The sequence below is a fragment of the Candidatus Villigracilis affinis genome (assembly GCF_016705895.1).
Taxonomy (GTDB): Bacteria; Chloroflexota; Anaerolineae; order Anaerolineales; family Villigracilaceae; genus Villigracilis; species Villigracilis affinis.
Genome location: NZ_JADJKT010000010.1, coordinates 1 through 21,242 on the forward strand (window position 1 = coordinate 1; position 21,242 = coordinate 21,242).

The following is a 21,242-nucleotide window of genomic DNA, read 5'->3' on the forward strand; positions in this document are numbered from 1 at the left end:
CGCCTCATCTGTTTTTGATTGTCTTAAGTCGACTGGCTATTCCTCTGGAGCGTAGATGTTGAAATTGTCGATCTCGAAAACTGCCTTATCGCCTGCGTCTAGAAAAACGCCGATGCCGAATTGCCCGGAAGGATAGGTTGAACTTTCCACCTCTCCTACAATGAATTGATTAACGCAAAATGTATACGTCCACCCATGGACATATACAACGAATTGGTTGCTTTGATCTTTTTCTACATGATTCGAGTATTTTACAAGCCAGTCATCCTGCCATACCCCGCCAACATCACGCGGAGTAACCGCAACCATGCCAGAATCTTGTATGCTGAAAACAACCTGCCGTTCTCCGCGTGCGCGAAACACAACTCCATATTCTGCATCGCGCGGCCCGGATACTTTTTGAATGTCAGCGGTCATGTAGAAATTCTCCAGACTCTTGCCCAGACCCGGGTGCTGATGGGAATACACCCCTTTGTGAGCAGACACTTCATAACGAAGAACGCCGCCTTCCATCATCAGGTTGGTGGTGTCATATTCGTCGGAGGCTTTCCCGAGCGGCCATTTATTTACATTTTCGTCGAAGGTGTTTTCCTTTACGATCCTCCACCCTTCGGGAACTCTTGGACAGGCAACGCTCGGCTCTATCGAGTCCTCGATTGCTGGAAATTCTTGTTGGGTTGCCTTGTTTGCAAGAAAAAGTGCTGAAGAAAAACAGGCACAGATTCCCGTTGTAACGAGACAACTCGAGATCAGCAGGAAGATAAAGACCTTTGTTTCCCAGCGCATGGATTCTGTTTGACCATTCATGTTTTCCACCTCTTGGTATGAAAGATGATTTCACGGTCATTGTAAAACTTTGATTCGCGCGGGTCAAGCAAGAAGTGACGAAAGGCATACAAAAAGGGATGACAGACAGAACTGCCATCCCTTTTTGTTTTACGGTCGCGGACCGCCGGGGCCTCCGCCGCCGGGTGCGCCTGGTCCTCCGGGCCCGCCTCCACCCGGGGCACCAGGACCGCCGCCACCGGGGCGCCCACCGAGTGACATCTCGAACTGACCGAGTCCGCTGCGGGCTTGCGGCATTTGTCCACGGGCGAACTGGGTGGTGATGTCGTTGAACTTTCCGCTCATTTGGGTGAAATCGAGCGTTCCACCGCCGGGCAGGCTGGGTCCACCGCCATTTTTGCCGAGCTCCATGAAGCCAGCTTGGGCGTTCTTGCCGAGTTGGGCCAGGTTCATCAACTCATCTCGGGAGAGTTTGTTATCACCCATCGCAAGGTTGGCAGCATCGACGAAATCGAAGGCGCTTTGCAAAGCTGCGATCTGGTCGGTGGGGATGTTGTTCGGTTGGATGCCAGTGATCGCATCCACGCGGCCCTGCTGATCTGTCTTGACCACTTCGAGCATATCCTGCGCCTGTCCTTTCACGGCTTCTGCTTTCACCTGTGCCTGTTGGGCGGCATTCTCCAACTGAGCAATGCTTTCTTCCGCCAGTTCAAGGCCTTGTTCCAGCGTGGTGCTGATCTCCTGCAGAGACTGGTCAATGGAGACCAGCGTTTCATTCAATTGATTCAACTCTGCTTCGATGGCCTGCATTTCAGCGATGGCTTCGTAGGCGAGGTCTGAATACAGTGCGTAGTATTCTGCCATCAGGTCTTCGGCGTATTCGACGTAGTAATCGGCGTAGTAATAATAATCGTACACATAAGTGACTTCTTCGGTGGTGACCGCGTCATCGCTGGTGGTGGTATATACCGAACTGGTGGTGGCTTCAGTGGCGGCGACAGCTTCAGCGACGGCTTCATCAATGAGAGCGGCGAGCTCTTCTTCGGTCAGTGCCACGTAGTCTACAGTGGGACCGGGGGTGGGGGTGGCGGGCATGGCGGTGAGCACATTGGCATTGACGGTGGCTTGCGCCAATGCATTTGCCTGCTGTGTCCCTGCGATGGCGGTATTGATGACGATGTTCGGGTCTTGCGCGGCTGGGGTGGCGGCTGTGCCTCCGCAGGCGAGGGTCACAGCCATGAGCAAAATTACGCTGATGATGATCTGAAGTTTGTTTTTCATTGGTTTCTCCAATATATTTATGAAAGGTTGTGTAGTGGCGACTTCAGTCGCCTTTACTTGAACGACTAAAGTCGTTATTACGTTTTGTGAATTCTGATAATTCACTATACATCTCTCTTTTCAATAAGCACCTTTACACCTTTGTTGGGCCGCAAAGTGACGCTGGGTTTCGGCGCCGCGTGTTTGGTTTGAGTCGGAAGCACCTGCCAGCGGCGCGAGATCATGGCGAGGATGGCGATGGCTTCTGTCATGGCGAAGTGCTCGCCGATGCAAACCCTGTTGCCGCCGCCGAATGGGAAGAAAGCGTAACGGGGAAATGGAAGCCTTTCGAGCTCCGACCAGCGTTCAGGTCGGAATTGAAGCGGTGAGTCATAAAATCGCGGGTCATGCTGGGTGACCCATTGACTCATCAGCACGACCGATCCAGCCTTGATATCCTGTCCGCCGATTACACAATCTTGCACGGCCTGCCTGCCCAATGCCCATGCGGGCGGGCGCATTCGCAAAGTCTCTTTCACGACCAGGCGGGTGTAGTTGAGGTTTTTGATATCTTCCGGGGTGGGGAAGCGGTCGCCGAGCACGGCATCGGCTTCGGCTTGCAGTTTGCCCTGCACGAACGGGTCCTGTGAGATCATGTCCCAACACCAAGAGAGGAGCAACGCGGTGGTTTCGTGACCCGCCAGCAAAAAGGTGAGCACATGCGCGTGAATTTGCTCGTCGGTGAATTGGTCGCTGTGTTCGTTTTTCAAAATGTTGATGAGCGCGCGCTGTGCCTGTTCCGATTGCGGATTGGCAAGCAGGGTTTCGGTGACGATGTTGAGGTCGGACTTGGCCTGCCTGAATTTGGGGAATAACATGCGCGTCGCCTCCGGTAACGGAAGCTGGGCCAGCGGAAAGAGGCGGATCAGCGTCTTCATCGCTTCGCTCACGCGTTCCACCGAGCCTTCGGGTGCGCTGCCGAAAAACGACCACAGGGCGATGTTCAAGGTCAACCGCATCATTTCATCGGACATATCCACGACCGAGCCGTGCTGCCAACGGGTGAGATGGTCGAACGTGCTGACGCCCATCACGGGCAGGTACTCTTCCATCTTTGTGCGATGGAAGGCAGGCTGCAAGGCGCGGCGCTGTGAGAGGTGTTCGTCGCCTTCACTGGTGAGTAAACCTTCTCCAAGGATGATGCGTGCGCGCTGCAGGCTGGGCCCTTTGATGAAATTCGCCTGCTGTTTGACCAGCACTTCTTCGATGAATTCGGGATGATTGAGCAGGTAGAAATCACGTTTCGGCATTTTCACATGGGCGATATCGCCGTTGTCACGCGCAAGGTCGGCCAGCGTATGCAGCGGACTGCGCAGCATGCCCCAGATAAATCCGAGCGGTGAAATGTCCGCATCCATTGTGCTGAGAGTGAGATTTGTTTCCATGTCTGTCTCCTTTGTTCTTGTTACCCCAAGGATACAGGCGCTGGCTTTGTTATGTATGCCCGCCGTGGTGGGTGATTCCTCCCCCTATTTAGTGGGTCATCTCCTTCCCCTATTTCGGTTTTTGAAATGGGGAAGACTGCGATGGGGGGTCAAAGTTCTTCTGGCTTTACCAACCCAAACCGCACCGCCATCAATGCGGCTTGCGTGCGGTCATTCACCCCCAGCTTCATCAATACATCGCTGACATATCCCTTCACCGTCATTTCGGTCAAGGTCAACGCGGCAGCGATTTCCTTGTTGCTCATGCCGCGGCCGAGCAATTTCAAAATTTCGCGTTCGCGTTCGGTCAATTTTTCGAACGGGTCTTCGGGCATCGGCGCGCGCGCCATCAGGCGTTTGGCAATATCCGGGTGCAATTGCGGTTTGCCTTTGGCCGCGCCGCGAATCGCCTCGACCAATTCATCTCCGCCCATTTCCTTTAGCAGAAATCCGCTTGCGCCTGCGCGCAATGCCGCATACACATGCGCATCATCGGTGAACGAGGTCAGGATCAACACAGGCAGTTCGGGGAATTCAGGGCGGATGGTCTTCAATGCTTCGACGCCGTCCATCTCTGGCATTTGCAAATCCATCAGCACCACATCGGGGCTGTGCTTTTTGATGAGCGCCAAAACCTCCGTGCCATTTACGGCTTCGGCCAGCACCTTCAAATCTTTTTCGGCTTCGATCGTCATCCGCAATCCGCGGCGGACGATCTGATGGTCATCGGCGATGATTATTTTTAGCATGGGCTCTCTCCATTTCTTAGCCACGGATAAACATAGATGAAAAGTATTTTCGACAGCATCATTAAAATCAGAGTTTATCTGTATTCATCTGTGGTTAAATTTTTTATGGTGCTGCTGGCAACGGCAAAGTAAACGAAACAACTGTGCCTTCGTCAAGGTCAATTTTCAATTCACCGCCGAGGGCCAGCACGCGTTCGCGCATTCCGCGCAGGCCGTAATGCCCTGCAGGCAGATTGTTCACATCGAATCCTTTTCCAAAATCCCGTATCGTTCCATGCAGCATTGCATCCTTTTGAACGGTCACTTTTGCATCGCGGCTTTCACTGTGCTTGATGATATTTTGCAGCGACTCGCGAATCACCCACAGGGCTTCATCGGCAATGCTTTTTTGGAGGATGACTCCCTTTGGCATCTCCAGCGTTATCGAAAGGAGTGGCCCGCCTTCAGGTCCGCTTCGTTGAGCGAACGCTTCGCACACGCCTTGAACTGCTTCCGTCAAATTGACATTTTCTTCGGCTGCGGCATTTCGCAATTGATCCAACAGCAGGCGCATTTCACGCAGGGTCTCCCGCGCCTGAGTCTCCAGCGCGACCAGATCCTCCCTCATCTCAGGCGTGGATTTGGCCGCCAATCCGCGTGCCATGAGGTGCATGCCGAACAGGCTTTGCGTCACCGAGTCGTGCAGGTCACGGGCGATTCTCTGCCGTTCTTCATACGCCGCCACCGATTTTTGATTCGCAAGCGCAAGCTGGGTCTGTTCTTTCACGCGCTCTTCAAGCGTTTGATTCAACGCATACAAATTTTCATACGCGTTCGCATACGCCAACGCAAAAGCAGCCTGCTGACCCAATGCGCTCAAGCGTGCGCGTTCATCCGAATCATAGAGCGGACCCGCTTTGCGCGTGCCCAGCCAGTAACCGCCAAAAGAAACACTCCCTGCGATCAGGCGGGTGTTCCAGCCTGGGGTCAGGTGCGGGGGCGGCACATCGGGTTCGGGGAATAATTTCAACGCGCCCCATTCCGCTCCGATCTGCGCGGGGAAGACTTCATTTAGAAGGTGGATGATCTGCTCGCGGCGGTTGGCGCGTGCCAGCGAATTTTGCATCTCCTGCACGGCGTTTTGGAATCGCAGCCTGTCGGGGTAGAGGATTCGATCCAGCCAGGTTTGGACGAATTTGCGAGTCGGTTCGAAGAGAATGGCGGCGATGAACAAACTGACCAAAGGTGCGATGGGCCGCGACGTAAGCGAATCCGCAAAAAGGGCGGTCATGCCTGTGGTCAGAGCCAGATACAAGGTTAAGAGAAGAATCGAAACCGTTCCGTAGGCCAGAGTCCGCCTGAGGACTCGGTCAATGCCGAAGAGGTCGTGTCGCAATACGGCGTAGGAAATCCCCAAAGGCACAAAAAGCTGGAAGAACAGCACGACGTTGTAGGGCAGGGCGTCGAGATTGAGGGCGATGGAAAATGGCCGCATCAAAAGCGGAATTTCTGCAACGGCGATGCTGAAAAAAACGATGCGCGCGCGTTGGGCGTCTTGAAGGTTTTCTGTATCTCTCGCAGCTCTGAGTAAATTGATGAAAAAGAAAGCGATTGCAACCAGAAACCATCCCAGTGTGGACATGAGCATGATCAACCTTTGCCACGGGTTGGACGCGATCAGGAACAGGAACAGCAATGTGATCGAAAAGATATATGCACCCACGATCGTGCGCGTGGGCATGGAGTTGCGTCTTGGAAAGCGTGCACTCATATGGATCGCCATCGGTAAAAGGATGCTTCCATTGATGAGGCGCGAAAGGATCAGCGGCGGCACGAATTGAACCAAAGGTGCGCCAGGCTGGGCAAAAGGCATGTCGCTGATTTCAAAGGGGATGAAAAGTAGAAAGGCAAACGAAATCGCAAAACAGGCAACGATGGTGTGACTCTCCTGCGGGCGGACGATGGCAGGCAGCAGGCCGGTGATCAGGATCAAAATGGAAATGACCAGCGAAAAAAGCGAAGCCACCTGCGGCAGCGTTCTGCCATCTGCGCGCACTGCCCAGAATAATAAGATCCCTTGAAATACGAGGGTTCCTAAAATAGGCAGATGGAGGCGGATAAAACTTTTCATCGTGCTTGAATTGTAGGGTGTGCGGGGGAGCGGGTCAAGGAAAAGAGATGCATCCTTTGTACCTGCCACGTTTTTGACATGCAATTCGGACAACTGGGGCTTGAATTCACTTTGAAAAAGAAGTACACTGTTCGCATGCCAAACCTTTCAAAGACGGGTCAACTCAAAGAACTTGAAGGCCGACACAGCCTGCTTTTGCGTCTTGTGGAGTTAAGTGTCACGCTGAATTCCACGCTTGATCTCGATGAACTGCTCCAGCTCATCACCGCAACCGCAACCGAACTGTTGGAATGTGAAGCATCATCCATTTTGCTTTATGATGAAAAGAATCCGCGCCTGTTCTTTGCAGCGGCTACAGGGTCAGATCCTGCGAAATTGGCGGAGATCCCCGTTCCCATTGATAGCAGTCTCGCGGGTACGATCTTCCGTACGAACAAACCGCTTATCCTGAACAATGCCGAGCAGGATCCGCGTCATTACGCCCCTGTTTCAGATCACATCAAATTCAAAACGAACACATTGCTTGGCGTGCCCATGCCCATTAAGGATCGCACGATGGGTGTGTTGGAAGCGGTCAACAAACGTGACGGCGCCTTTACCGACAGCGATGTGGCGACCTTATCCGTCATTGCCGCGCATGCTGCGATCGCGATCAACAACGCGCGTTTGCTGCGCACTACACAACAGGCTTTGGAAAAAGTTAAGGTAACGAATCAGATCAAGAGCAATTTCCTTTCGCTGGCTTCACACGAATTGCGTACCCCGCTTGGGATCATCATCGGTTATGCCACCTTCCTGCAGGAAGGTGCCAAAGGTGAATCATCGGATCATGCCAATCAGGTGCTTGGCGCGGCGTCGCAGATGCGTTCGCTCCTCGATCAGATGAATAACCTGACATTGCTTCAGGCCGATGAGATGGAAATGCGGCCCATCCGCATCTCGATTCAGGATGTTTTGAACTTTGCGGTGGATGAGATCAAATACTTCGCGGCAAGGCGTGACCTGAGTCTGGTTCTCGATTTTCAAGAGACTCCCATCTTTGTGAAAGTCGATGCGGAGAAGACTGCGCTGGCATTTGTTAACCTGCTCAATAATGCGATCCGTTTTTCACCTGAAGGCAGTGAGATCGTCATCGGCGCGGCTGAACAGGGCAAGCAGGTTGTGGCATGGATACAAGATCACGGTATCGGTATTCCTTCTGATAAATTACAAAAAATATTCGAAGAGTTTTATCAGATCGAACCGCCGAACACCCGTCATTATGGCGGGTTGGGCATTGGCCTTACCATTGCAAAGGGATTGATCGAAGCGCAGGATGGAAAGCTCTGGGCTGAATCTGACGGGGCAGGGCAGGGTGCGACCTTCAAAGTTTCACTTTCGGCGGCACAGGGATAGTCCACAAACCCATTTTTCCACATTGACATTCCCAAATGCCTCAGGTAGAATACGCTTCGCCTTATAAACGGGCCTGTAGCGCAGTTGGGAGCGCGCCTCAATCGCACTGAGGAGGCCAGGGGTTCGAATCCCCTCAGGTCCACTGCTACAGAAAAAATTTATATGGGCCCATAGCGCAGTTGGGAGCGCGTCTCAATGGCATTGAGAAGGTCGAGGGTTCGAATCCCTCTGGGTCCACCAAATTAAAAACTGAAAAGTCATGACAGGAGTAGTAGGTCAACCCGTCAGCGAGTTGGGAGAGTGAGGTGGAAGCCCAGCACCAGTGTCAACGGGGCACTATTCGAGAAGACCGAACTCGCCTGTTATCTCGTAAGAGGACTTCGCTGGTGAAACAAAGTAGTCAGCGACGGGTAAGCCCGTTACAGCAACAAAGAGCGTTTGAAAGTTGAAAGGTTGAATGTTGAAGGGAAACCTGCAACTTGTAGCCTTCAAACTTTTCAACCGAATCTGGGTGGTACCGCGGAGTGAACTCTTCGTCCCTGATGTGGATGAAGGGTTTTTTGTTTAAGTTGGATGGTTGCCTAAAGAAAAGGAGGCTCGTATGAACATTCGGATCAATTACATCTTCTGGAAACAGGGGCCTCTTCTCTTTGGCCTTGCTCAGAACAAGCCTCAACGCGCTTACAGCAGCAGAGGATGACGAAACTGAAATCGAAATATCAATCGATGAGAATATTTATGATGAGGTAAGAATGGCGACTACAAAAAAGAAAACAGTCAAAAAGGCGACTCCCAAGAAGGCAGTTGTAAAGAAGACCGTAAATGCGGCCAAGGCAGCTCCGAAAGCGAAACCTGCTGTCAAGAAAAGCACGGCAAAGAGCAAACCCGCAGCCCAAAAAGCTGTAACGAAGAAGGTTGCTGCAACATCGTCCCCGAAAGGGAAAAAGGCGGTTGTAAAGAAAGCCGCGCCTAAATCAACGAAGAAAACCACAATGGCGATCGAGCCTGTGAAGAAGATGGCCTTGGTTGTGGTGGCTGAAAAGCAGAAAGCTGTGGTGCCCGTGACCGAAAAACCAAACGAGATCGTCCCTGTCAAAACAAAAAGACCCGCCGATTCCGCTCCGAACTGGCAGGATAAAGCCTACAACCCGAAGGAAATCGAATCAAAATGGCAGAAAAAATGGGAAGCGGACAAGCTGTACCGCGCGGTGATCGATAATAGAAAACCGAAGCATTATGCATTGACCATGCTGCCTTACCCCAGCGGTGACTTGCATATTGGTCACTGGTTTTCGATGATCCCCCCGGATACGCGTGCGCGTTTCATGCGGATGAAGGGCTACAACGTATTGTTCCCGATGGGCTTCGACGCATTCGGTCTGCCCGCAGAGAATGCAGCCATCAAAGATGGCGTGCACCCGATGAAGCGCACCTTCCAAAATATCGACCGTATGCGCACACAGATGAAGACCATGGGCACAATGTTCGATTGGGAGCGTGAGGCCATATCGGCGTCACCTGAATATTACAAATGGACAGAGTGGTTCTTCATTCAGTTGTACAAGCAGGGATTGGCCTATCGCAAAATGTCTGCGGTGGACTGGTGCCCGAAATGCAATACGACTTTGGCACGCGAGCAGGTTTGGGGAGATGACCGTCATTGCGAACGCTGCGGCACTCCAGTCATCAAAAAGAATCTGGACCAGTGGTTCTTCAAGGCCACCAAGTACGCTGATGAATTATTGAACTTCGATGGCATTGACTGGCCCGAACGCGTGAAAACCTTACAGACGAATTGGATCGATCGCAGTGAAGGCGCATCTGTCGTGTTTAAGACTGAAATTGGCAACCATGATGTGGAGATATTCACCACTCGTCCCGATACATTGTGGGGCGCGACGTTCATGGTGTTCTCACCAGAACATCCATTGGTGAGTGAAATTACCACGCCTGAAAATAAAACTGTTGTTGAAGAATACAAGGCACAAGCCGCGCGTCAAACTGAAATTCAACGCGGCGCAGTGGACAAGGAAAAGACGGGCGTGTTCACGGGCGCGTATGCCATCAACCCTGTCAATCAGGCACGCATCCCAATTTGGATCGCGGACTATGTCATGATGTCCTACGGCACGGGCGCGATCATGGCGGTGCCCGCGCATGACGAACGCGATTTTGCTTTTGCCAAAAAGTATGAACTGCCCATCGTACCAGTCATCAAGCCCGAGGTTGAGTCCGAAGCGGATGGAGCGGAGTTAACTGCCGCTTTCGTTGGAGCAGGCGTAATGGTCAACTCAGGCATGTTGAACGGGACGAAGGTCAACACAGAAAAAGGAAGAAAGAACCCGAGCATTGCGGCCGTGTTGGATTGGCTGGCACAACAGGGCATTGGCAAAGAGTCTGTCAATTATCGTTATCGCGATTGGTTGATCAGCCGACAGCGTTATTGGGGCGCGCCGATCCCGATGGTCAATTGTGAGATACACGGCTGGAACCCTGTGCCTGATGACCAACTGCCCGTGACACTGCCCGAAGATGTGGAATGGCGCCCAACTGGCGAAAGTCCGTTGAAACTGCATCCGACCTGGAAGAATACAACCTGCCCTGTCTGCAACGGACCCGCGACTCGCGAGACCGATACGATGGATACATTCATGTGTTCATCGTGGTATCACCTGCGCTACCTGTCGCCGCATTATGATAAGGGTCCGTTCGACCCTGCCGAATATGATTACTGGATGCCCGTTGACACATACACGGGCGGCATTGAACATGCCACCATGCATTTGCTGTACACACGCTTTTTCCATAAGGCGCTGCGCGATGCGGGCATTGTGGAAGGTCACGAGCCGATGCTGCAATTGCGTAATCAGGGCATGGTGCTGGGCGAAGACGGTGACAAGATGTCGAAGAGCAAGGGCAATGTGATTGCCCCCGATGTGTTGGTGAATAAATACGGTGCAGATAGCGTGCGTGCCTACATCATGTTCTTCGCGCGTTGGGAAATGGGTGCGCCGTGGGATTCGCAAGGCATTGAAGGATCAGTACGTTGGATACGCCGCGTGTGGACTTTGTTCACGGATCCGACTCCGCCGATCACTGCCTCTGACGAAACGAAAAAGAATCTGCGCCGAAAGGTCCACCAGACCCTGCGCCGTGTGACTCGCAACTTTGAACAATTTGAGTTCAATACAATCGTTTCATCCTTGATGGAATTGATGAACGAAATGTACAAGGCTCGTGAGGCAGGCGCGGCAGGCACTGACGAGTGGAAGGAAGCACAGGATATTTACTTGAGAATGATGGCTCCTGTCACCCCGCACATTGCCGAGGAATTATGGTTACAGTTGGGCAAACCTTACTCTGTTCATACCCAGCAATGGCCCACCGTGGACGAAGCCGCCGCGAAAGAAGATGTCATCGAATTGCCCGTCCAGATCAACGGTAAAGTGCGTGACCGCATCACCGTCGCAGCTGAAGCCACCGAAGAGGAAGTCAAGGCTGCGGCACTGGCGAGTGAAATTGTCCAGAAATATTTGGAAGGCAAGGAACCTCGCAAGGTGATCGTGGCGAAAGGAAAATTGGTTAGTGTGGTTGTGTAATAAAAGGTAGAAAATTGACAGGAAAAGTCCCTGATGGTTATAAAACCATTAGGGATTTCTTGTTCAAGGAACTTCGAATACCAGTCGATACCTGGGATATGATCGGATTTAGATTGTCCGGTATTTTGATGATTTTTTGCAGTAGAAAAATACCTTTGAATGTGTCAAAATAAGAGATACAATAAGTCTTATTGATATCCAGCTTCCACCCCGGGAGGTTTTTATGCAATCTTGTCATCAGAAGGATCAGGCGGGGGGAAGAGTCATTTCATCCCAAGGGGGGATTGTTCGGATGAAAAGCCCAAGGCAATGATGTGCTAAAACCAGTCCGGACCGTTACCGCTATCTTTTGGCCGTAACGCAGTTTGGTGTGTATTTTATACCCACAGGTAACCACATTCTGCCTGGGTGTTGCAAAGGAGCTTGTGATGAATAGTTTGAGAAAAGAAATAAACATGGACTTCACGAAGACTCATTTTCCTGAGGGGGTCCATATGTGTCTAATCTATGACAATGATGATGACCGTCAAAGGATCGTTTCAGAGTATATGGCGGCTGGTCTCAAACAGGGGGAGCAGGTGCGCTATTTGGCCGATACGACTACCCCGGAAGTCGTCCATTCCTGGCTCCTGGAAGCGGGAGTGGAACTTTCGGAAACGAGCGAAAACCCACCTGTGAAAGTACTCAGCGCCGAGAGCGCCTACTGCCCGAATGGATACTTCAATCCGCGCGAATTGATCAGTACCCTGCCGCCCCGCTATGAAATGACGAAGGAGGCTGGTTTTAATGGCCAGCGCAGCTGCGGCGAGATGACCTGGGCACTCAAGGGTATTCCCGGCTCTGATCATTTGCTGGAGTATGAGGCTTTGCTCAATACGATTGTTGCAAATTTCCCCCACAGTGGAATGTGCCAATATGATGCCCGTCTGTTTGACGGTGCGACATTGTTTAAAGTGCTAAAGATACATCCCTGGATGGTGGTGCAGGGGAAAATTGTTCAAAACCCATACTTTATGTCGTCGGATGAATTCCTCGAGGAATTTAGATCAGGGCAGTAAAAGTCTACGCAGATTTCAAGGCTTCAAGAAGGTGCTACTTATGAAAACAAGTAATACCCGCACCAAAAAGAACGATTGGCAAAAAGCTGACGTGCGCGTTTTGGGGCAAATCCTTGCGGCACAAAATATTGACTTCGTTCTGCCTGATTCGACACGCCTTGCAGAATTCTTTGCTGAAACATTGATTGGTATTCCCGCAATCAAGGCTTGTCGAGTCTGTCTGTATGAGGTGAGTATTCAAAGGGGGGAAATGGAAACTGAAATTTGCGAAAGCTGCAAGGTGATGAGAGAAAGAGATGGAAAACGCGAAAAGGTCTCTTCGTTCGAACCTGGCTTCCAGTGTGAATTAGCTGCCCAGCCAGGGATGCAATTCAATGCCATTGTTTCACCCTACCATTATTTCGGTTTCTTTATCTTCCAGGTCGACGATCTTGATGTTTTTAATGTCTATAAACCGTTTATCAACAACCTTGCCAATTACGTGGCGCTTTCACTTGAAAACCGCCAGCAAAGGGATTTGCTGCAAAAGGCCCGCGATGAATTGGAAAACAAGGTGGCAGAACGCACGGAGGAACTTCGCGCCTCAAATGAGGCGATCAAGGATCTTTATAATAATGCGCCCTGTGGCTATCATTCACTTGATAAAGATGGTTTGATTATTCTTATCAACGACACCGAACTGCGCTGGCTTGGATATTCCCGTGATGAGATCGTCGGGAAAGTCAGGTTTCGAGACTTTCTCACGAGCAACAGTCTGAAATTATTTAAAGAAAAATTTCCTGTTTTTAAAGAGCGAGGCTGGGTATCTGATCTGGAATTCGAAATGATTCGCAAGGATGGAACCCTTCTGCCCGTGCTCCTGAACGCGACGGCGATAAAAGACAGCGACGGCAATTATGTGATGAGCCGTTCGACAATATTCGACAACACGGAACGCAAACGGGCGGAGCTGGCATTGCACGAAAGCGAGGAACGGTTTCGCTCGTTTGTGGAAGAAGCGAATGATATTGTCTACACAGTGTCGACGGATGGGGTCTTCACATATGTCTCTCCCAATTGGAAGGAGATGTTGGGGCATGAGACCAGCGAGGTGGTGGGCAAGTCTTTTGAAGTCTTTGTTCATCCTGATGAACTTGCTTTATGTCGCGATATTCTGAATCGAACAGTATTGAGCGGTGAGAAACAATCGGGATTTGAATATCGGGTAAAACATAAAAATGGCAGCTGGCAGTGGCATACATCGAATTCTTCAGTGATCCGTGATGGTGACGGGAATGTAGTCTCTTTTCTGGGGATAGCGCGTAATATCACTGAACGCAAACGCAATGAAAGAGAATTGATCATACTTAACCGCGCTATTAACCAATCGTCTGATGCAGTCTTCCTGATCAACGAACAATTGACCTTCGCTTATGTTAACGATGCGGCCTGCCGTTCCCTGGGCTACACGCGGGAAGAACTCTTAACCATGGGGCCATCCGATATTGATGCTGTTATTACATCTGGCGGAGCCAAAGACATAATGGATAAACAGTTCTCAAACGACTCTTATCCAATATTCGAAACACGACATAAAATGCGCGATGGCCGCACTTTTCCCGTAGAGATCGGTTCTTCCGTCGTTGAATACGATGGCGCGAAATTCAGCCTTACAACAGTCCGCGACATCACCGAGCGTAAGCAGGCGGAAATTTCTTTGCAGGAACGTGAGAAACATTCCCAGTCTCTGCTTCGCCTTTCCCGCAAACTGGAACAGGCCGAGACCTACGCCGAAGTCATGAATTCCGCACGTGATGAAGTGCAAGCCGTTATCGGTTATCAAAATCTCTGGGCATACCTTTTTACTCCAGATAAAAAACAAGCCAAAGTTTTGCTTGCAAAAGGCCCCGTGTCTGAAAATGTTATGTCGGAGGATGGGGTTGCCACACTTACCGTTCAGGGTGACCGCATGATGGAGGAGATCGTAGAGACGAGGGAGATCGTTGTTGTTGAAGATGCGCGGACCGATGAACGAACTGATAAGAAGATCGTGGAAAAGCTGGGGAACCGTACACTTGTGAATATCCCCATCTTGTTGTTTGACAGGCATATGGGGTCGGTCGGTGTGGGTACGTTTGGGGATGAGGGGATATTGGTCCCAACTGCCTCAGAACAGGAATATCTCAAAGCGCTGGCCAGCCATATGGCGGTTGCGCTTGACCGAATCCATCTGCTGAATAAACGCAGGCAGGCCGAACAATCTCTGCGCGAAAGCGAGGAGAAATATCGGGCTCTTGCAGAAAATATTCCCAATGTTGTTTTTCAATGTAAAAATGACCTGCGCTACACCTTTTATATATCTCAATAGTGCCATTGAAAACCTGACCGGATACGCCAAAGAAGACTTTCTTGAAAACGGGCTTAGCTTTTTTGACCTGTATCATCCCGACGACCTTAAAACCATGCCGACGCCTGAAGAGAATAACATAACGGACGTCAATCGCAACCCATTCCATATTACATATCGCATTCGCCACAAATCTGGAGAGTGGCGTTGGGTGGATGAATGGGGAACAGGAATTATGGGGTCGGATGGAAAAGTTGAATATCTCGAAGGCGTCATGGTAGATATTACTGAACGCAAACGTAATGAACGGGAACTGATCATACTTAACCATGCCATTAACCAATCGTCCGATGCTGTCTTCCTAATCAACGAACAATTGACCTTCGCTTACGTCAACGATGCAGCCTGCCATTCCCTGGGGTACACACGGGAAGAACTCCTGACCATGGGCCCGTCCGACATTGCTGCTGTTATCACATACGATGCAGCCGGAAATATAATGAATAGACAGTTCGCAAACGGTCACTATGCAAGATTCGAAACACAACATAAAACGCGCGATGGACATGTTTTTCCTGTGGAAATCAGTTCTTCCGTAGTTGAATATGATGGCGCGAAATTCAGCCTTACAACAGTCCACGACATCACCGAGCGCAAGCGGGCGGAGGATGTGCTGCACGAGAGTGAAAATCGTTTCCGGATCTTGAGCGAAACGGCATTTGTTGGTATTTACATCATTCAGGACGGATGCCTGAGCTATGTCAATTCAACCCTTGCAACGATATTCGGATATACGCCCGAGGAACTGACCGGTGCTGATCCTAGGCTTGTCATCCATCCTGAGGACCATGCAATGGTGTTAGAGAATATTCGGCGTCGCATCGACGGCGAAATCGAAACTATACATTATGAATTCCGCGGACGATGCAAAGATGGCGGAACAAAAAATATCGAAGTTTTTGGTGGACGGATCGCTTTTGGCGGAAAGACAGCGGTGATCGGAAATCTCATGGATATCACCGAACGCAAACAGGCTGAGGAGAAGGCATCCCGACTTGTTGCCATCGTGGAATCTTCCGATGATGCCATCACCGGTAAGGATTTAGATGGAATTGTCACAAGTTGGAATAAAGGTGCGGAAAGAGTCTACGGTTATACCGAAAGTGAAATGGTTGGCAAACCCATCTCAATACTGGTACCACCTGAACACGCAGATGAGTTGCCGATGATCCTTGAAAAGATAAAGATGGGCGAACATATTGAGCACTATGAAACGGTGCGCCAAAGAAAAGATAGGCAACGCATTGATATATCCCTGACTATCTCACCTCTGCGGGATGCGGAAGGAAAAATTATTGGTGCGTCCACAATTGGCCGGGATATCACCGAGCGCAAGCAGGCGGAGGAGAATCTGAGGCAAATGAACGAACGGTTCTCCCTCGCTGCCCTCGCTGCCCATTTGGGAGTTTGGGACTGGGATATCCAAAAAGATGAACTGGTCTGGGATGATGGGATGTATGAACTGTACGGTGTTAAAAGAGAGGACTTTGTTGGCGCCTATGAAGCCTGGCTGAAAGGAATCCATCCCGATGACCGCGCCCCCAGCGACAAAATTTCGCAACAGGCGCGACGCGGAGAACGGGAATACGATACCGAGTTCCGCGTGATATGGCCCGATGGCAGCATCCACTATCTCAAGGCTTACGGTCAATTCGTGCGAGATGCAGACGGCAAGCCATTGCGCATGACGGGTGTCAACTATGACATCACTGCGAGCAAGCAGGCGGAAGCTGAAATACAAGCGCTGGCTAAATTCCCAAACGAGAACCCAAACCCGGTATTGCGGGTCACACAAGATGGAATTCTGCTCTACGCGAATCCAGCAAGCGTGGATTTGATACGCGGTTGGAATTGTTCTGTGGGGGAGCGGCTGCCGGATATCTGGCGCAAGTTGGTATTGGAAGCATTGAACTGTGGTTTGCCCCAGGAAGCAGAGGTGGACTGCGGAGAACGGCTTTTCGCATTGACGTTTGCTCCAATCATGGAGAGCGGCTACGTGAATCTCTATGGGCGTGACATCACCGAGTACAAGCGGGCAAATGCCGCGCTTAAGCGCAGCGAATCATTCTCAAGGTCAATCATTGAGAACGAGCCGGAATGTGTAAAGATTGTGGGCGCGGAAGGCATATTGAAGTATATGAATCCGGCCGGGCTTGCAATGATAGAAGTTGAAGATCTCGCGGTTGTTGCGGGACATTCGGTGTATCCAATCGTGGTACCAGAACACCGCGAAGCATTCATTGATTTGACAAAAAAGGTTCTGCATGGGGAACGAGACAACCTTCAATTTGAAATTATTGGGTTGAAAGGGACTCGACGTTGGCTCGATACACATGCTGTGCCGCTATTTGACGATCAGGGAAATGTTGAGGCGCTTTTAGGGCTGACGCGTGACGTTACCGAGCGTAAGCGGGCGGAAGAAGCGCTCCGGGAGAGTGAACGGCGGTATCGTGACATCTTCGACAACGTTCTCGACGGCTTGTACCTGCTCGACGTCACCGAGGATGGCCGTTTCCGAACTGTCGAAGTTAATCCCGCCCTTGAACGGGTTACCGGAATACCTCGTTCCCAGTCCATCGGAAAGACTCAGGAGGAAACCGTCCCTGAAAATGTTGCCCGTTTGGTTAACGAAAAATATCGCCATTGTGTCGAAGCGGGTCATCCTATCGAAGAGGAACTTGAATTGGATCTGCCCTCTGGACGGCATATTTTTCATTCGAGCCTCATCCCCGCGCGTGACGAAACCGGTCGCGTCTCTCGCATTATCGGTATCTCCCGCGATATTACCGACCGCAAACGAGCGGAAGAAGAAATCCGTAGACTTAATCAGGACCTTGAACAGCGGGTTCTTGACCGTACCGCAGAATTGGAAACCGCAAACAAGGAACTGGAAGCCTTTGCCTACTCTGTCTCGCACGACCTGCGTGCGCCGTTGCGACATATAGATGGTTTCATCGAGTTGTTGAAAAGCAGGACAAAAACACCTCTCGACGATAAAAGCCAGCACTATATGGAGGTGATTGCCGACTCGGCCAAGAAGATGGGAACACTCATTGACGATCTCCTGTCGTTCTCGCGCATGGGCCGCAATGAAATGTTCAAATCGCAGGTTGACCTGAATGAATTGGTTCAGGATGTAATTCAGGAATTCAGGCCCGAAGCCGTGGGCAGGGATATCCTATGGGAAATTTCTCCGCTGCCATTAATCACCGGCGACCGGGCCATGTTGCGCGTCGTGTTGGTTAACCTGATCTCGAATGCCTTGAAGTTCACCCGTCCGAGAAAGACCGCGCAAATCGAGATCGGATGTGAAAAAAAAGATGAAACCGAAGTGGTAATTTTCTTCCGCGATAACGGCGTTGGCTTCGATATGAATTACGTCGATAAACTCTTTGGGGTTTTTCAACGCTTACATCGCGCCGATGAATTCGAAGGCACTGGCATCGGACTGGCAAATGTTCATCGCATCATTCACCGGCACGGCGGTAAAATATGGGCGGAAGGAAAAACCGACCACGGCGCCGCGTTTTATTTCTCACTTCCACAATTAAAGAATTAGGAGTCATCATAATGTCCCTCAAACGCATCCTTCTCGTTGAAGACGACCCCAAAGACATTGAGTTGACCGTCAATGCCCTGGAAGAGAATCATCTCGTAAACAATATTACGATTGCCCACGACGGGGTTGAAGCGCTCGATTATCTTTATCGCAGAAAAGCCTTTGAGCACCGTCCCCCCGGGAATCCTGTCGTTATTCTCCTTGATCTTAAAATGCCAAGAATGGACGGTATGCAGGTCCTGACACAAATCAAAGCCGATAATGACTTGCGAACAATACCGGTTGTCGTTCTGACATCTTCGCGCGAATCCCAGGATTTGGAAGTTTGCTACCGGCTTGGCGTCAATGCTTATGTTGTGAAGCCTGTCAAATTTGCAGATTTTGTCGAGGCGGTCAAAGAGGTAGGAATATTTTGGGCACTGATCAATGAACCTCCCCCAATCAGCATGGAAACAGCATAAACATGTTGTTTGTCGTCAACCCAAGAAAGCGCGGATGAGATAAATCAAATGATATATATTCTCCATCTGGAAGATGACCCCGTAGACGCTGAACTTATTCAGGTAACATTAACATCGGCAGGATTGGTCTTCAAGATAGACTGGGTTCAAACCGGTGATGAATTTAGCCAGGCGTTGCGCAGGGGAGGCTATAACCTGATTCTTGCCGATTATCGGCTTCCATCCTATGATGGCATGTCTGCACTGCTGTTGGAGCAGGAATGGCGTCCTGATGTCCCATTTATCTTTGTATCTGGAACCTTGGGCGAAGACGCGGCAATTGAAGGGCTTACCAAAGGCGCAATAGATTATGTTCCAAAGACTAAACTTTCGCGCCTTGTACCGGCTGTCAAACGGGCATTGAGCGAGACGGAGAATCAGAAAAAGCGAAAGCAGGCTGAAGATGCCCTCAAGGATAGTGAGGAACGCTACCGCACTCTCATCGAACAGGCAAGTGACGGTATTTTCCTTGCCGATCCACAGAGAAACTTTGTGGATGTAAATCCCAGCGGTTGTAATATGTTGGGATACACACGGGAGGAAATGCTTAAGTTGAATATGAAAGATCTGACTGATGCCAGGGATAAGTCAATTTCACCATTACGGTTTGATGAATTGTATTCTGGGCAGGTCATCCTTTTGGAAAAAAAGTTAATCACCAAAAGCGGGGCATTACTCCCTGTGGAGATCAGCGGCAAGGTTTTGGATAATGGCAATATGCAGGGAATCGTTCGTGACATCACCGAACGCAAACAGCATGAACGCGAACGGGAAGCCATCATTACTGTCAGTGCGGCACTGCGACAGGCGACAACACGAACCGAAATACTCAACATTATCCTCGACCAATTGGTTGACATGTTTGATTCTGATGGCGCCATGCTAGTATTACCCAATCTGCAGACTGGAGGCTTTATCGATGAGATGGGACGCGGGGCTGTTGCCGAGAGAATGATCGGGTTGAACATTCCACTTGGGAAGGGAGTCTGCAATTGGGTCGTTACAAATAAAAAACCCTACCTGAATAACCATGCGGAGAACGACCCATTTTTTTATAGACCCGACCTGCTTGGCGCTTCTCATTGCCTCGCGTCGGTCCCACTCATTACACAGGATCAAACGATCGGCGCATTGTGGATCGCCCGCAAAGCGGATATTCTGGAACAGGACCTGCGCCTGCTCAATGCAATTGCCGATATTGCAGCCAATGCCATCCGCCGTGTCAAGCTCTACGAGCAGACCGAACTGCAATTACGTCACCTGCTTGCCCTACATCAAATCGACATTGCCATCAGCAGCAACTTCGATGCGAACGTTACGCTCAATGTTATTTTGAATAACGTGAAGAACGAGCTTGAAGTGGATGCTGCCAGCATTCTGTTATTGGATCCCATTACTCACACACTGGACTATGCCGCAGGAATTGGATTCAGGACAAGGAGAATTGAACAATCAAATGTCAAACTTGGCGATGGGTGTGCCGGACGCGCCGCCCAGGAATATCGTACCGTTTCCTTTCAGGATATTGGGCAGATGGACGGGGCTTTTATTCGCTCCTCATTACTGGCTTGTGAAGAATTCGTGTTGCAGTATGCCACTCCGCTAATGGTTAAAGGGCATGTCAAGGGTGTGCTGGAACTCTTCCATCGAAAGGTTTTTGAGCCAGAGATGGAGTGGCTCGACTACTATGAAACCCTTGCCACCCAGGCTGCCATTGCGATCGAGAATGCTTCCTTGCTTGAGAATTTGCAACGGTCCAATGCGGAACTCATGCTCGCTTATGATGCTACCATCGAGGGCTGGTCGCGTGCATTGGACTTGCGTGACAAGGAAACAGAAGGCCATACTCAGCGCGTAGCAGAGATGGCGCTGGCGCTTGCCGAAAAGATAGGAATGAGTGAAGTCGAGAAACAGCATCTTTGGCGCGGGGCCTTGCTGCATGACATTGGAAAGATGGGTGTGCCAGATTCCATTTTGCATAAACCTGGGCCGCTTTCAGAGGCTGAAAAAGAGATCATGCGGCAGCATCCCATATTTGCATACCAGATGCTTTCCCCGATCATATACCTTAAACCTGCGTTGGACATCCCCTACTGCCATCATGAAAAATGGGATGGCAACGGCTATCCCCGCGGACTCAAAGGGGAGGATATCCCACTCCCGGCGCGCCTGTTTGCCGTGGTGGATGTGTTCGATGCGCTTACATCAGATCGTCCCTACCGCAAGGCGTGGACGCGTGAGAAGGTCTATCGTCATATCGAGGAACAAACGGGCAAACACTTTGACCCGCAGATTGTAAAGATATTTCTTGAAGATAAGCATTTTCAGAAATGGGATGAGGATGGAGCCTAAACGC

At 50.6% G+C, this 21,242-nt stretch carries 12 protein-coding genes and 2 tRNA genes; 9 read left to right on the top strand and 5 right to left on the bottom strand.

Annotation, left to right across the window (positions count from 1 at the left end; translation table 11 throughout):
- Positions 1 to 36: 36 nt before the first annotated feature.
- From IPI86_RS06795 to IPI86_RS06815, 5 genes are all read right to left on the bottom strand, one after another.
- The gene (locus IPI86_RS06795) at positions 37 to 807 is read right to left on the bottom strand and encodes a hypothetical protein (RefSeq protein ID WP_345297238.1); all 771 of its coding nucleotides are present in this window, start codon (positions 805 to 807) and stop codon (positions 37 to 39) included.
- A gap of 129 nt (positions 808 to 936) precedes the next feature.
- Entirely contained in the window at positions 937 to 2,067 is a 1,131-nt protein-coding gene (locus IPI86_RS06800; protein ID WP_345297239.1) for a hypothetical protein, read from the bottom strand.
- Positions 2,068 to 2,171: 104 nt separating this feature from the next.
- Positions 2,172 to 3,491, bottom strand: a complete 1,320-nt coding sequence (locus tag IPI86_RS06805; protein WP_345297240.1) for a cytochrome P450 — start codon at positions 3,489 to 3,491, stop codon at positions 2,172 to 2,174.
- A 149-nt stretch (positions 3,492 to 3,640) separates the two neighbouring features.
- Positions 3,641 to 4,279, bottom strand: coding sequence for a response regulator transcription factor (locus tag IPI86_RS06810; RefSeq protein WP_345297241.1), 639 nt, complete (start codon positions 4,277 to 4,279; stop codon positions 3,641 to 3,643).
- A gap of 103 nt (positions 4,280 to 4,382) precedes the next feature.
- Positions 4,383 to 6,473, bottom strand: coding sequence for a sensor histidine kinase (locus IPI86_RS06815; protein ID WP_345297242.1), 2,091 nt, complete (start codon positions 6,471 to 6,473; stop codon positions 4,383 to 4,385).
- A gap of 51 nt (positions 6,474 to 6,524) precedes the next feature.
- Between IPI86_RS06815 and IPI86_RS06820 the strand changes: the two genes are divergently transcribed.
- The 9 genes from IPI86_RS06820 (at position 6,525) to IPI86_RS06860 (ending at position 21,238) form a co-directional block, all read left to right on the top strand.
- Positions 6,525 to 7,784, top strand: a complete 1,260-nt coding sequence (locus tag IPI86_RS06820) for a GAF domain-containing sensor histidine kinase (RefSeq protein ID WP_345297243.1) — start codon at positions 6,525 to 6,527, stop codon at positions 7,782 to 7,784.
- A gap of 69 nt (positions 7,785 to 7,853) precedes the next feature.
- A tRNA-Ala gene (locus IPI86_RS06825) sits at positions 7,854 to 7,926 on the top strand.
- A 22-nt stretch (positions 7,927 to 7,948) separates the two neighbouring features.
- Positions 7,949 to 8,024 (top strand) — tRNA-Ala (locus IPI86_RS06830).
- A gap of 512 nt (positions 8,025 to 8,536) precedes the next feature.
- The gene (gene leuS / locus IPI86_RS06835; RefSeq protein WP_345297244.1) at positions 8,537 to 11,383 is read left to right on the top strand and encodes a leucine--tRNA ligase; all 2,847 of its coding nucleotides are present in this window, start codon (positions 8,537 to 8,539) and stop codon (positions 11,381 to 11,383) included.
- Positions 11,384 to 11,811: 428 nt separating this feature from the next.
- A complete protein-coding gene (locus IPI86_RS06840; RefSeq protein ID WP_345297245.1) occupies positions 11,812 to 12,441 on the top strand; it encodes an MEDS domain-containing protein in 630 nt (209 codons plus the stop codon).
- Between the two features lie 40 nt (positions 12,442 to 12,481).
- Entirely contained in the window at positions 12,482 to 14,788 is a 2,307-nt protein-coding gene (locus IPI86_RS06845; RefSeq protein ID WP_345297246.1) for a PAS domain S-box protein, read from the top strand.
- Positions 14,715 to 18,386, top strand: coding sequence for a PAS domain S-box protein (locus IPI86_RS06850; RefSeq protein WP_345297247.1), 3,672 nt, complete (start codon positions 14,715 to 14,717; stop codon positions 18,384 to 18,386). Before IPI86_RS06845 ends, IPI86_RS06850 begins: the two co-directional genes overlap by 74 nt.
- Before the next feature lie 11 nt (positions 18,387 to 18,397).
- Positions 18,398 to 18,847 (top strand): response regulator, encoded by a 450-nt coding sequence (locus tag IPI86_RS06855; RefSeq protein ID WP_345297248.1) that lies wholly within the window; start codon positions 18,398 to 18,400, stop codon positions 18,845 to 18,847.
- 48 nt (positions 18,848 to 18,895) lie between these two features.
- The gene (locus IPI86_RS06860; protein WP_345297249.1) at positions 18,896 to 21,238 is read left to right on the top strand and encodes an HD domain-containing phosphohydrolase; all 2,343 of its coding nucleotides are present in this window, start codon (positions 18,896 to 18,898) and stop codon (positions 21,236 to 21,238) included.
- Positions 21,239 to 21,242: the final 4 nt, after the last annotated feature.

Excerpts from the sequence above, each read along its gene's own strand:
- IPI86_RS06795 (WP_345297238.1), bottom strand. The coding sequence starts at position 807 with ATGAATGGTCAAACAGAATCCATGCGCTGGGAAACAAAGGTCTTTATC.
- IPI86_RS06800 (WP_345297239.1), bottom strand. The coding sequence starts at position 2,067 with ATGAAAAACAAACTTCAGATCATCATCAGCGTAATTTTGCTCATGGCT.
- IPI86_RS06805 (WP_345297240.1), bottom strand. The coding sequence starts at position 3,491 with ATGGAAACAAATCTCACTCTCAGCACAATGGATGCGGACATTTCACCG.
- IPI86_RS06810 (WP_345297241.1), bottom strand. The coding sequence starts at position 4,279 with ATGCTAAAAATAATCATCGCCGATGACCATCAGATCGTCCGCCGCGGA.
- IPI86_RS06820 (WP_345297243.1), top strand. The coding sequence starts at position 6,525 with ATGCCAAACCTTTCAAAGACGGGTCAACTCAAAGAACTTGAAGGCCGA.
- leuS (WP_345297244.1), top strand. The coding sequence starts at position 8,537 with ATGGCGACTACAAAAAAGAAAACAGTCAAAAAGGCGACTCCCAAGAAG.
- IPI86_RS06840 (WP_345297245.1), top strand. The coding sequence starts at position 11,812 with ATGAATAGTTTGAGAAAAGAAATAAACATGGACTTCACGAAGACTCAT.
- IPI86_RS06845 (WP_345297246.1), top strand. The coding sequence starts at position 12,482 with ATGAAAACAAGTAATACCCGCACCAAAAAGAACGATTGGCAAAAAGCT.
- IPI86_RS06855 (WP_345297248.1), top strand. The coding sequence starts at position 18,398 with ATGTCCCTCAAACGCATCCTTCTCGTTGAAGACGACCCCAAAGACATT.
- IPI86_RS06860 (WP_345297249.1), top strand. The coding sequence starts at position 18,896 with ATGATATATATTCTCCATCTGGAAGATGACCCCGTAGACGCTGAACTT.